We start from the raw sequence: 13,293 nt of genomic DNA on the forward strand, positions 1-13,293 counted from the left end.
AGGAACAAACATGAAACATCTCACCCTAATAACAAGCTCAGTAATACTTGCACTACTGAGCGGCTGCGACGACGATGTCGAAGTTGTAGAAAAAGACGTAGTCGTTACCAATACCACCGTTGAGGTTGTTGAAGTACCGACGCCTGTAATTGTTGAAGTTGCAAAAGGCGAGGCGCCTGATATTCAATTAGGTACTCGTGCCGACTACTTAATTAACGATATGGCACAGAGCGATTTAAAAACAAAATTAGAATCGTGTACGGATGGGCCATTTTACCGTACAGATTTTTCTATTGGCCATCGTGGTGCGCCAATGCAATACCCTGAGCATACAAAGGAGTCTTATATAGCTGCAGCGCGTATGGGCGCAGGTATTGTCGAGTGCGATGTAACCTTTACCAGCGACAAAGAGCTCGTGTGTCGCCACTCTCAGTGCGATTTGCACACCACCACCAATATATTAGCCATTCCTGAACTTGCCGCTAAATGCAGTGTGCCTTTTACTCCAGCTAACGCAGCCAGCGGCACGCCTGCCACCGCTAAATGCTGCACAAGCGATATCAGCCTGAGCGAATTTTTAACGCTTGAAGGTAAAATGGATGGCGCCAACACCCAAGCCACTACTGTTGGTGAATATATGCAAGGCACGCCCAGCTGGCGCACCGATTTATACGCCACAAGTGGAACATTAGTAACCCATAAACAAAGTATTGAGTTATTTAAAAGCCTGGGTGTAAAAATGACCCCAGAGCTAAAATCGCCGCAAGTTAGCATGCCTTTTGAGGGAATGACACAACAGCAATACGCGCAAAAAATGCTTGATGAATACACGCAATTGGACGTACCAAGCAGTGATGTGTACCCGCAATCGTTTAATCTTGATGATGTGAAATATTGGATAAATAACAACCCCGACTTTGCAAATCAAAGCGTATATTTAGATGGCCGTGACAGCGAAGCGGGCTTTGATCCAAGTAACCCTGCAACGTGGCAACCAAGTATGGAAGAGCTAGTAGCCGATGGCGTTAAAATATTAGCGCCCCCTATTTGGATGATGCTCACCATAGACAACGAAAGTAATATTGTCCCCTCACAATACGCCATTGACGCAAAAGCTGCAGGGCTTGAACTGATAGCATGGAGCCTTGAGCGCTCGGGGCCTCTTAACGAGGGCGGTGGCTACTACTATCAATCAATCGCCGATGTTATCGATAACGATGGCGACATGATGACGGTGGTTGATGTACTCGCGCAGGATGTTGGGGTTATGGGTATATTTTCGGATTGGCCTGCGACCGTAAGCTACTACGCAAGTTGTAATAAAATGCCTGCAAGCATTTAAAAAACCAGTATCAGTGGTCGTTTATTTTTTTGCGCTCAGTTACCATAACCTTATTAATTATTTAACTGAGCGCTTTTATGATAATCCAACACCATAATACCGACCTACCCACCCCAACAGGCTTAATGCGTACTACCGTTTACCGCCCACAAGCAGCTGGCCAATACCCAAGTATTATTTTTTACTCTGAAATTTTTCAGCAAACCGCGCCTATTGCGCGCAGCGCTGCTATTTTAGCAAGCCACGGTTTTGTTGTGTTAGTGCCTGAGGTATTTCATGAGCTAAACCCGATTGGTACTGCACTTGCGTACGATGACGCGGGTAAAGATAAAGGCAATGCCGATAAATGGCAAAAGCCACTTGAGCACCACGACAGCGACACACAAGCACTCATCGACTTTGTACAAAGCCAAGATTACTGCACTGGCACAGTAGGCGCCATGGGTGTGTGCATTGGTGGGCATTTAGCTTACAGAGCCGCATTAAACCCACACATAAAAGCCGCATTTTGTTTATACGCCACCGATATTCATAGTGATACCTTAACTGCTAATGCAGGTAACAATTCGTTTGAACGCATGGCTGATATTCAAGGTGAAATACACTTTATTTGGGGTAAGCAAGACCCACATGTACCGCAACAAGGCCGAAGTAAAATTTACCAGCAATGTGTAGCCACGGGTATTAACTATCACTGGCAAGAAGTAAACGCACAGCATGCGTTTATGCGTGATGAGGGCGAGCGTTACGATGCCGCGCTTGCAATTACTATGTACCAACAAGCGGTTGCATTATTTAATCGTACTTTGTAATTAAGTGCGGTTTTACGTGCTTTTTAGCATGCCCAGTGCAGTATGCTGTTTAACAAAATAGGCTTTTAAATAATCAATAAACAACCTGAGCTTTTTGGAGCCTGCCGCCCCAGGTGGAAACACACCATAAAGCTCAATATCTTTTGTTTTATAATCATCAAGTATTATTTCTAACAGCCCTGCTTGCACTTTAGGCCACGCATCATACAACGGAATGCGCCCAAGCCCGTGCCCGGCCTCTACAAACGCGGTACGCGCCGCGGCATTATTGGTGCTAATGCCGCCTTGAAGTATTACATCGTATTTTTTGCCCTCTTTGCTAAGGGTTAATGTTTTACTGCTAAGTTGGTACACCACCCATTTATGCAAGGCTAATTCAGCTGGCGTTTTAGGTTTGCCAAAGTGTTCAAAATACTCAGCTGAGCCACAAATACAGGTACTCATGGTGGTTAGTTTAGTGGCTTGTAAGTTTGAGTCACTTAAAGCGACCCCACGAATAGCAATATCAAAGCCGTTTTTTATAATATCAACCACATCATCGGTTAGTTGCAGGTCTATTTCAATTTTGGGGTATTGGCGTTTAAACGTATTAATTGCTGGCACAATTAGTTGCATGCCTACATTAACAGGGCAGCTAATTTTTAATACTCCTTGTGGCTCACTTTTAATGTTTTCTATTTGCTGATTAGCTGCGTTTGCTTGTTCTGTGATCACTCTACAGCGCTCATAATACGCAATGCCCGCCTCAGTTAGCGCCATAGTGCGGGTTGAGCGATTTAGTAGCGTAACTTCTAATTGCGTTTCTAATTTTTTAAGGTGATAACTTACCACCGCACGCGTTAACCCCAACTGCTTTGCAGCCGCGGTTAAACTGCCCTGCTCGACAATTTGCGCAAATACCACCATGCTTTTAAGTTGCTCAAACGACACTTTCATCACAAACCCACCAATGATTATTCAACTCAATAATTGTATCAATAATTAAACCAATAAAGTTAAATTTATCATCGTTGTTTAAATCCTTTTAAGTGCATATAGTTATTACAGCACCTTGGTTAACACCAAGCTTTAATTTACTCACTAATCGAAGGAATATTGTTATGGCTAAAAAAATACTTATGGTACTTACCTCACATTCAGAGCTTGGCAACACAGGCGAAAAAACAGGTTTTTGGGTAGAAGAATTTGCAGCACCTTACTACGCATTTGTTGATGCTGGTGCAGAGGTAACACTTGCATCCCCTGCGGGTGGCCAACCGCCGATTGACCCAACTAGCACGCTTTCTGACTTTGAAACCGATGCAACAAAGCGCTATGACAACGACAGCGCAGCACAAACACTTATGGCAAACACCAAAAAGTTAAGTGAAGTAAACGCCAGCGACTTTGACGCGGTATTTTACCCAGGCGGCCACGGCCCACTATGGGATTTAGTAGATAACACAGATTCAATCTCACTTATTGAAAAGTTTGTAAAAGAGCAAAAGCCAGTAGCGGCTGTTTGCCACGCAAGTGCCGCTTTTTTAAATGTTAAAGATGCACAAGGCAATGCCTTAGTTGCAGGTAAAAAAGTAACAGGCTTTACTAACTCAGAAGAAGCCGCCGTGCAATTAACAGACGTAGTGCCATTTTTAGTGGAAGACGAGCTAATCAAAAAAGGCGGCGATTATCAAAAAACCGACGACTGGGGCGTATTAGCGCTTGAAGATGGCTTAGTGATTACAGGCCAAAACCCAGCAAGTTCAGAGCTTGCTGCGAAAAAACTATTAACTAAACTAGGTTAAAATAACCCCTGTGCGCGGCGTATAACGCCGCGCTTATTAAATCGCTTTTAATAGCGAAAACATACTCCTATACTGGTACAAAACAATCCTACTAAAGCGTTTATATGCCAACTACCCCATCATCATATTCACTGATAACCAGTACGCGATTTGCAATATTTAGCGTAGTTTTTATATGCCTAATACTACAGGTGATCAATAGTTTACCTGGCATTACGCTTAATGGTTTAGGTATTTACCCTCGCAGCGTTCAAGGGTTAATCGGCATTTTATGCGCCCCATTTTTACATGGCAGCTGGTGGCACTTTGCTAGCAACATGTTGCCTTTTGCTGTACTTAGCTGGCTAATTTGCCAATACAGTGTAAAACGCTTTTATACCGTGTTTGTATTTACAGCGTTAATTGGCGGGCTATTAGTGTGGGCCTTTGGACGAAGTAGTTTTCATGTTGGGTTAAGCGGCGTTATTTATGGTTTATGGGGATTTATACTGTGCTATGGCGTGGTTAGGCGCTCGTTTAAGTCTATTGTTATTGCCCTAGTAGTGGCAGTGCTTTACAGCGGATTTATTTGGGGCGTGCTACCACAACGCTTTCATGTCTCGTTCGAAAGTCACCTTTTTGGTGCGTTAAGTGGTTTCTTTTTAGGGTATAAACTTGCCAAAGCAGATAAATTAAAAGCACGATAATTTTTTCATTGCCTTTAATTAATTTTTTACGCCCCCAGCTTGTTATCTATGAGTATATAAATTAATTACATTTTTAAATTGAGGTTATTTATGAGTAATGAACACGAATACACGCCGCCTAAAGTTTGGACGTGGGACAGCGAAAGTGGTGGTAAATTTGCTAATATTAACCGCCCTATTGCCGGCGCTACTCATGACAAAACCTTAGACATTGGCAAGCATGCCTTTCAACTTTATTCATTAGCCACGCCTAATGGCCAAAAAGCGACCATTATGTTTGAAGAGTTATTAGAGCTTGGCCTAACCGATGCCGACTACGATGCCTATTTAATTAACATTGGCGAAGGCGACCAATTTGGCTCAGACTTTGTTGATATTAATCCAAACTCTAAAATTCCTGCGCTAATGGATCACTCTACCACGCCACCAACACGCATTTTTGAGTCGGGTTCAATTTTACAATACTTGGCAGAAAAATTTGATGTGCTAATCCCAAAAGATTTTAAAGCCAAGACCGAGTGCCGTAATTGGCTATTTTGGCAAATGGGTTCAGCGCCTTATTTAGGTGGCGGATTTGGTCATTTTTACAGCTACGCACCAACAAAAATGCAATACCCAATAGACCGTTTTACTATGGAAACTAAACGCCAGCTCGATGTATTAAATCGCCACTTAAGTGAAAACGAATACATGGCGGGTAGTGAATACTCTATAGCCGACATTGCCATTTGGCCTTGGTATGGCTCGTTGGTGCTTGGAAAATTATACGACGCCGCTGAGTTTTTAGATGTTGCCTCTTACACTCATGTAATGCGCTGGGCAGAGCAAATAGCAAAACGCCCCGCTGTTAAACGCGGTCAACGTGTTAATCGCACCTGGGGCCCTGAAGAAGAGCAACTTAGCGAACGACATAACGCCAGCGACTTTTAATCTAACAGCCCATAACAAGACATTGTGTTATGGGCATTTTTTTATTTAAAATCTGCATTTTCCCTGTCATTAAACTATATTTATTATTGTGTTTTTATAAAATGTAACCTGCTATACCCGCATTACTTTTCATAAGGCTTTAATGAGTGCAATATAAAAATTTAAATAGTGATGAACGCAGAGAAGCCGTAAAACTTTTATATTCTAATGCTTTATCTGGCATTGGTGTTTCGGCGTTAGTTAGCTTTGTACTTGTATTTGCATTTGACCTAACGGATGAGAGAACAAATCAAGAAAAAATAATTTGGCTTTTTTTTATGCTGGTTGTTTTAGCAGCAAGGCTAATGGATGTTATTTACTTTAACTACACCAAAGAAGTTAACCAGCCTTTTAATGCAAATAGCTTTTTAAAACGCTTTTCGGTGGGGTGTATAGCGACCGCGATTTCGTGGTCATGTTACGCACTGTGGTTTCATAAAAGCTCATCCACCGTTGAAATTACCACCACAATAGCTATTTTGTCGGCATTTGCTGGAGGCTCAGCCAATTTGCTCTCGGGTAGTCGCTTTACCTCGGTGTGTTACAGCATTATTTTATTAATGCCTTACTCTATAGTACTAACCTTATCTGATGACTATTACCACTATGTATTAGGCTTTTTGGGCATTACTTTTTCGGCAATTATGGTCGCCTCTTCTTATAAGTCGGCCACATTTACCCAAACAGCCATAAAATTACGAAATCAAAACCGCGAACTACTTAACGAAATGGAAAGCAAAGTAGAAACACGCACAGAAGAAATTTACCGTTTATCAAATACTGACCCGCTAACAAGCTTGTTAAACCGCACCGCTTTTTTAAAAGTGGCAAATAAACAGCTGGCAGATCACCCCGAGGAAAAACTCGCTTTACTGTTTGTAGACTTAGATGGCTTTAAGCAAATTAATGACTCTATGGGTCATAAAGTTGGCGACCAAGTACTTAAAGAAATAGCCGAGCGACTCACTAACGTTTGCACCCGCCACTTATACAAATGCCGCTGGGGCGGAGATGAATTTTTAATTTTAACAACCTATGAGGATGAACAAGACTTATTTGATTTTGCCAAAAAGGTTATTAAAAGCATTCGTGCCGAGCATGAACGATATAAATACCAAAGCTGGGTATCTGCCACTATTGGCATAGCGTTATTTCCTGAGCATGAGGGCGATTTAAGCGCGTTAATTCGTTCAGCAGATTTAGCTATGTACCATCAAAAACGTATTGCCAAAGGCTGCGTAAATATTTACAACAATGACTTAAAGCGCCAACAAGAACGCGAACAATTGCTCAGTAAGCGCTTGGCAAGTGCAATAAAAGACAACGGCTTGCGGTTAGTGTTTCAGCCTATTGTGGATAGCCAAACAGCGAAGGTGACCTCGTTTGAGTCACTTTTACGCTGGCAATTAAATGACGAAGCGATATTTCCTGATGAATTTATTGCCATTGCCGAGCAATACAACCTCATAACCGAACTTGGCTTATGGGTGATTGAACAAGCGTGTGTGCAAGCTTGCACGTTTAAAAACGTACAACCCCCTATTGCTGTGAGCGTTAATGTATCTGTAATACAACTTCAAGACCCTGATTTTGTCACTAAGGTTGTAAATATCGTTGATCAATACGGCGTAAAGCCAGAAAACCTGCACCTTGAAATCACTGAATCTGTGTTTGCTGAAGATAAGCTCACCTTTTTAGCAGCAGTAAAAGAGCTGCAAAAACAAGGATTTTGTATTTCTATTGACGATTTTGGTACTGGGTACTCATCCTTGTCGAGCATGTTAGATATTGGTGTAGACATAGTAAAAATAGATAAAAGCTTCATTCAAAACATGGATAAGCGAGGCTTAAGCATAATTCATGCGATTGTGCAAATGGCCTCAACACTTGATTTTATAGTAGTCGCCGAAGGTGTAGAAACCCTAGAGCAAGCCAACATGCTAAAAGAAATTGGCGTGTCTCACCTACAAGGTTATTACTTTTCTAAACCTATGGAACAACACTTTGTAGATTCGTACCTCAAAGAGCAAAACAAATTGTGTAGCTAGCAGTATGAAAAAACTCACTAAAGAGCAAGTCTATAAACGCCTTAACAACGATGAAGACGCACGCGCCTGTAAAGACATAAACGAAGATGACTGCAAAGAAGTGGCCGGTAACTTTATTCTTTTATTAACAAGTCAGCTTTTTAGTAAATTTGCCGATGCCCTCCTCAACCCTAAAGTCACTCTGCCTTGGTTAATGCAAAGCTTAAACGTGCCAAGCGCGTTTATAGCGTGGCTGGTGCCTATAAGAGAATCGGGCTCTTTATTACCACAATTAGCGATAGCCAATATTATCCGTAAACTCTCTGTAAGAAAATGGGTATGGGTTTGCGGTGCATTTGCCCAAGCTGTATGTATTGGCGCTATGGTTGGTGTTTCATTTTTGCTAGAAGGCGCTCAGGCTGGCTATGCAATTTTAGCTCTGCTGGTGCTCTTTAGTCTCGCCCGCGGGTTTAATTCTATTGCCGCTAAAGATGTATTAGGTAAAGTTATTCCTAAAAAAAAGCGGGGCAATATTAGTGGCCTAGCGGCAAGTATTGCTGGCTTTGCAACACTCACTTTTGGTTTAATGATGTGGTTTTTTTCGGGGCAAAAAGAGCAAAATACGGTATTAATTGCGCTGTGTTTAGGCGCCGTTTTGTGGGTTGTTGCTGCACTTTTTTATAGCCGCATAAACGAATACAAAGGCGCGACACAAGGCGGTAAAAATGGCTTTTTAAATGCGCTAAGTAAATTAAAGCTGCTTTATCAAGATAAACAATTTGCACACTTTGTAATTACCCGCGCCTTTTTACTTTGCTCAGCCCTAAGCGCGCCTTTTTATATTATTTTAGCAAGCTCTCAGCAGTTTGAATTTTCATTATTGGCAGTATTTTTAGCCGTGTCTGGCTTAGCAAGTTTAATTTCTGGGCCAATATGGGGAAGACTCAGCGATTTTTCTAGCCAAAAGGTGCTTGTGATCAGTGCGTTGCTTGTCACCATAAACGGCGTGAGCGTGTTTGTAATAGCTACATGGTATAGCCAGCTGTTTGAATATGCTTGGGTAATACCTGGTTTTTATTTTTTGCTTTGCATTGCTCATCAAGGCGTACGGCTCGGGCGTAAAACCTATTTAGTAGATATGGCACAAGGCAATAAACGCACTGATTATGTGTCGGTTAGTAATACTGTAATTGGCATTTTGCTTTTAATGTTAGGGAGTATAGGGCTTTTAGAAGCATTTTTATCAACCGCACAGCTTATTTTGTTGTATAGCCTGCTCGGTTTGTTAGGTGCTATTAGCGCGATTTTTTTGCCTCAAGCAGAGTAATACCAATGCGCAATAATACGTAATCAATTAAGCGAATTGGTATAATAAAAAAGCCCAACAAAATAATTGCCGGGCTTTGGACTTAAGACCTAAGGATAAACAGTCAGCTTTACCTCAAGTTATAACACCTAAGCAGTTACATTTAGCAGTGAATCGCCTTCACTTAAACCAAATTTTTCTTGTACCGATGAAAGAATTGATTCTTTATCTTCATCAGATAGCTGGCTTGAATACTCAGTAAATAACTCATCTAAGTAGCTAACCACTTCGTCAGTATCAACAGATTCTAAAGAGTTTTGCGGCGGCGGTGGCGGGCGCTGCCCTTCAGGGCGCCCTGCATCGCCAATACTTTTAGCGTCAAAATCAAGTTCGCTCATCAAATCAGCCAACTCTTTTGTAGGCGAGATCCCCTGCTCTTCAAATGCGGCTTGAATACTTTGCGCATCTTCCGTGCTTAGGTTTTGTGCATCAAATTCTGCAAGTGTTTCTTTAACAAACTCAGTTTGCTCTGAAGTTAAAGCGCTTACTTGGCTAGATTGTTGAGTCATAAAACTCGCTGAGCTACCAATACTGTTGATCATATTTTTCTCCTTTAACGTGCGCGGCGTGGTGGCTTGTGTTCACTTAATTCTTGTTCGCTAATTTCGCCATTCCCATCGGCATCTATTTCGTCAAAAATAGTTTGCGCATCGCCTTGCGGTGGCGCACTTTCGCTAAATTCTGCAAGGCTAATCACACCGTCACCATCTGCATCTATGCTTGAAAAATCAGGTTTAGGTGGTGGGTTATCACCGCCTCTGGCTGCAACATTGGCTGAAAAAGCCATTGATAATAATGCAGCAACGGCAAAAGTAGAAAAATGCTTCATCGTGGTCACCTTGGGTTAAATATTAATAAAGGGTATGAATATAAAGTACGCTTAAAAAATGCAAACATTGTGCAAACAATAAGGAAATAAAAATAAATCCGATTTTTATCATGTTATTTTTACCTTATTCGGTATTTCGGTTATTGTGATAACTAATTACTTAAAACCACTTTCAACACCTGTTTTGAGAGCTAACATACTAAGGACTTATTAACATACATGTTTAATCTTCCAATTTTTCTAGTTGTATCGCAGTGAAAATACCTAAACGCCTCCAGCCACTCGTTGATGATGGCCTAATTGATGAAGTGATAAGCCGCTTAATGAGCGGTAAAGAAGCGGATGTATTTGTGGTGCGCAGCGGTGGCGAAATTCGCTGTGCTAAAGTCTACAAAGATGCCGTTAAACGCAGCTTTAAAAAGGCAGCTCAGTATCAAGAAGGCCGAAAAGTAAGAGGCGGACGCCAAGCCCGCGCCATGGGTAAACGCTCTAGTTATGGGCGGCAACTAGAAGAGGAAATTTGGCAAAATGCAGAGGTAGACGCGCTTTCACGTTTATCACGCGCTGGCGTCAGAGTTCCTGATACTTATTACTGTATTGATGGCGTGTTGTTAATGGAGCTTGTGTGCGATGAAGACGGTGATGTAGCTCCACAGTTAGGGCATGTGACCCTTACACAGCAGGACGCTATTGAGCAGTACAGTATGATGGTTCATTATATTAAATTAATGCTGTGCGCTGGTATTATCCACGGTGACTTATCGGAATTTAACGTACTTGTTGATAGTAAAGGGCCTGTAATTATTGACCTTCCACAAGCTGTAAACGCCGCAGCCAATAACAGTGCGCAAGCAATGTTTACGCGCGATGTAAACAACATACGCCGTTATTATGCGCAGTTTGCACCTAGCCTATTAAACACCCATTACGCTAAAGAAATGTGGGCACTGTTTGAAGAGGCTAGCTTAACGCCAAACACTGTGCTCAGCGGAGAATTTGAAGACAGTAACGAATCTGCAGACGTAGATGCGGTACTCGATGAAATACAAGCGGCCGAATACGAAGAGTTCGACCGTTTAGAGCGTATTAAAAACGCTGACGATGAGTAAAACTGCGCTCACGTTTAGCTATTGAGGGTGAACAAACCGATAGCCCACACCGTAAACCGACTGAATAACGCTGTCGGTTTGCGTTACTTCATCAAGCTTTTTACGTAACTTTTTTATGTGGCTGTCTATAGTACGGTGGCTAACTATACGTTGGTCTGCGTACATGGTGTCCATTAAGCTATCGCGTGAATAGATTCTGTTAGGGTTTGAATACAAAGGCTTAAATAGCTGAAATTCAAAATTAGTTAGTTCTATACTGCTATTTTTATAGTTAACACTGTAAGTACTTTCGTCCAGTGTCATGGCATTATTTACCGGCTCTTTTGTGGTATTCACACGCCTTAAAATTGCTTTTACTCGCGCCACCAGCTCAGCATAACTAAACGGTTTACAAATATAGTCATCGGCGCCCAGTTCAAGTCCGAGTAACCGGTCAATCTCCTCCACCTTTGCCGAAACCATAATAATGGGCACATTAGAAAACTTTCTTATCGCTTTGCACAGCTCTATACCGCTTTGCCCTGGCAACATAATATCTAATAAAATAACACTTGGCTTATTACTTTCAAGCCAGCTAAGTACTTCATCACCATGATGAATAAGGTGCGTTTGATAATGATGACTTGTTAAAAAGTCGCTCATTAAATTGGCAAGTTTTATTTCATCTTCAACAATGAGTATTTGCTCACTCATACTTATCCTCTACTGAACTAATAAGGGTAATTTAATAACAATGCCAAGCCCGCCAATACTGGCTTTTTCGGCTGATATTTCGCCATTATGACCTTTAACAATATGCTGACAAATAGACAAACCTAAACCAGAGCCCCCCTCTTGGCGATTGCGAGAGCTGTCTACACGGTATAAATATTCAAACAAGTGCGATAAATGCGTTTGCTCAACGCCTATCCCGTTGTCCTCTATTATAAGCTCTAAATAGGCTTGGCCTTTAATATTTACGTTATTGGCACTTAAAGAAATAGTTGAGCACTGGGCGTAATGCACCGCATTCATTAATATATTATCTAGCAATTGCAGTATACGTGTTTTATCTGCGTTTACTGTGGTGTTGTTAGCACTATTAAGAAGGTAAAAATTAATAGCGTGCTGCTCAAAAATAACGTGATACTTTTGCTCTATGGAGTTAAGTAAAAAGCCTACGTCGGTAGGTTGCATGGTGTAATGCATGCCGCCTAGTTCTGCGCTGTTTAACATGTGCAGGTCGTCAATCAAGCGTTTTAAATGCAGCGCTTCATCGTTAGCAGAACTAATATTTTTATTATTTGGTTCACGTATCCCAAGCAACATAGCTTCGAGCTCACCGAGTAAAATGCTCATTGGCGTTCTTAGTTCATGAGAAATATTAGCTAACCAGCGTTTGCGTACTTGCTCATCTTTAGCGAGCGTAAAGGCCAAGGTATTAAAATCTTCACTAAGCTGGCCCAGCTCGTCTTTTCTATCTAATAAAAGTTTGGTGCTGTACTGCCCTTTGGTTAGCTTATGCATACCACTGGCAATTTGCTTTACAGGGCCAACTAAATGCCTTGCCAGTAAAAAAGACAACATTAAGGTAAGTAGCCCTGCGGTTAACGCAATAAGCCATAAATAGTTAGTTTGTTGCTTTAAAAAATCCAGCTCGTACCCATCTGCTAAGCTTTTTCTTTTTGAAACAGCAAGGTAAGCAATTGTTTTACCTTCAAGCTCTATGGGCGTTTTAATGTACTTTAAATCCTCAAATAATTTACCAAAAATACGCTGCTGGTTTTCATCAAGTAGTGCATAGTGCGCGGCATGCTCGGGCGGTGGCCGTCGATCTCGTTGCGCCATATGCTGTGGGGGTCTGGGTCTGCGTTCGCCGCGAATTTCTGGGCGCTGTGGCATATCGCGTAAACTAGGTAAAAACTGACTTGATTGCAATTGCGATTCAACCAACCTTAAAAAGCGCTGATCGTTACCTATAATTTTATCCCACGAGGGAGTTTGCGCGTATTTATTAGCCAGCTGTACCGCTAATGGCTCTAATGCTTTTACTTCTTTGGCGTTTACAAAATCAATAATACCTTGGCCAATACTGTACTGAATAAGCACAACTAGCCCCGCAATAATGCTAAAGGTGAAGCTAAATAATATTAAAAAAAGTTTGTTATGAATTTTCATTTATTTTTTATAAACCTGACTCTAAAAGCATTTGAGCTGTTATTTATTGCGTATTTTTTTACTGCTAAAACGTATTATTAAAAGCTCTAAGCACTTTCAAGAATAGCCTGTAATACCAATTGTATTAATTGCGTGTGCTATTATAGCGACTTATAAATAGCGCCTTTAATAACAACGTATAACGTTAACAAGTAAAAGTGCAAACAATGTGC

Annotated in this window: 13 protein-coding genes; 8 read left to right on the plus strand and 5 right to left on the minus strand. The window is 41.5% G+C overall.

Translation table 11 applies throughout. The features are described 5' to 3' along the window. The first annotated feature begins 10 nt into the window (after positions 1-10). Both MTF68_RS11555 and MTF68_RS11560 read left to right on the plus strand, forming a co-directional pair. On the plus strand, positions 11-1,342 hold the full coding sequence (locus tag MTF68_RS11555) for a glycerophosphodiester phosphodiesterase family protein (RefSeq protein ID WP_248462568.1): 1,332 nt from the start codon (positions 11-13) through the stop codon (positions 1,340-1,342). Between the two features lie 77 nt (positions 1,343-1,419). After that, positions 1,420-2,154 (plus strand): dienelactone hydrolase family protein, encoded by a 735-nt coding sequence (locus tag MTF68_RS11560; RefSeq protein ID WP_248462570.1) that lies wholly within the window; start codon positions 1,420-1,422, stop codon positions 2,152-2,154. Between the two features lie 12 nt (positions 2,155-2,166). Here MTF68_RS11560 and MTF68_RS11565 read toward each other — a convergent pair whose 3' ends face one another. Further along, positions 2,167-3,090 carry a LysR family transcriptional regulator gene (locus MTF68_RS11565; protein ID WP_024034243.1) on the minus strand — a complete coding sequence of 308 codons (924 nt, stop codon included), beginning with the start codon at positions 3,088-3,090 and terminating at the stop codon, positions 2,167-2,169. Between the two features lie 164 nt (positions 3,091-3,254). Between MTF68_RS11565 and MTF68_RS11570 the strand changes: the two genes are divergently transcribed. The 5 genes from MTF68_RS11570 (at position 3,255) to MTF68_RS11590 (ending at position 8,947) form a co-directional block, all read left to right on the plus strand. Beyond that, positions 3,255-3,938, plus strand: coding sequence for a type 1 glutamine amidotransferase domain-containing protein (locus MTF68_RS11570; RefSeq protein WP_248462572.1), 684 nt, complete (start codon positions 3,255-3,257; stop codon positions 3,936-3,938). A gap of 104 nt (positions 3,939-4,042) precedes the next feature. Next, complete coding sequence (locus MTF68_RS11575; RefSeq protein WP_248462574.1) at positions 4,043-4,624, plus strand: rhomboid family intramembrane serine protease; 582 nt, start codon at positions 4,043-4,045, stop codon at positions 4,622-4,624. A 90-nt stretch (positions 4,625-4,714) separates the two neighbouring features. Next, entirely contained in the window at positions 4,715-5,554 is an 840-nt protein-coding gene (gene yghU, locus MTF68_RS11580; protein ID WP_004587400.1) for a glutathione-dependent disulfide-bond oxidoreductase, read from the plus strand. Between the two features lie 146 nt (positions 5,555-5,700). After that, entirely contained in the window at positions 5,701-7,641 is a 1,941-nt protein-coding gene (locus MTF68_RS11585) for a bifunctional diguanylate cyclase/phosphodiesterase (protein WP_029773418.1), read from the plus strand. 4 nt (positions 7,642-7,645) lie between these two features. After that, positions 7,646-8,947, plus strand: a complete 1,302-nt coding sequence (locus tag MTF68_RS11590) for an MFS transporter (RefSeq protein WP_096739964.1) — start codon at positions 7,646-7,648, stop codon at positions 8,945-8,947. 128 nt (positions 8,948-9,075) lie between these two features. On the opposite strand, the gene MTF68_RS11595 is transcribed toward MTF68_RS11590, so the two are convergent. Continuing rightward, positions 9,076-9,528 (minus strand): hypothetical protein, encoded by a 453-nt coding sequence (locus tag MTF68_RS11595; protein WP_248462576.1) that lies wholly within the window; start codon positions 9,526-9,528, stop codon positions 9,076-9,078. Between the two features lie 11 nt (positions 9,529-9,539). After that, complete coding sequence (locus MTF68_RS11600) at positions 9,540-9,815, minus strand: EF-hand domain-containing protein (RefSeq protein WP_004587403.1); 276 nt, start codon at positions 9,813-9,815, stop codon at positions 9,540-9,542. Positions 9,816-10,069: 254 nt separating this feature from the next. Here MTF68_RS11600 and MTF68_RS11605 point away from each other — a divergent pair, with 254 nt between their 5' ends. After that, complete coding sequence (locus MTF68_RS11605) at positions 10,070-10,924, plus strand: PA4780 family RIO1-like protein kinase (protein WP_024034251.1); 855 nt, start codon at positions 10,070-10,072, stop codon at positions 10,922-10,924. Positions 10,925-10,942: 18 nt separating this feature from the next. Here MTF68_RS11605 and MTF68_RS11610 read toward each other — a convergent pair whose 3' ends face one another. Both MTF68_RS11610 and MTF68_RS11615 read right to left on the minus strand, forming a co-directional pair. Then, positions 10,943-11,617 carry a response regulator gene (locus MTF68_RS11610; RefSeq protein WP_029773415.1) on the minus strand — a complete coding sequence of 225 codons (675 nt, stop codon included), beginning with the start codon at positions 11,615-11,617 and terminating at the stop codon, positions 10,943-10,945. 9 nt (positions 11,618-11,626) lie between these two features. Then, a complete protein-coding gene (locus MTF68_RS11615) occupies positions 11,627-13,081 on the minus strand; it encodes an ATP-binding protein (protein ID WP_248443043.1) in 1,455 nt (484 codons plus the stop codon). Between the last annotated feature and the right edge of the window lie 212 nt (positions 13,082-13,293).

Origin of the sequence: Pseudoalteromonas sp. 2CM37A (assembly GCF_023161885.1) — a bacterium.
Taxonomy (GTDB): Bacteria; Pseudomonadota; Gammaproteobacteria; order Enterobacterales; family Alteromonadaceae; genus Pseudoalteromonas; species Pseudoalteromonas atlantica.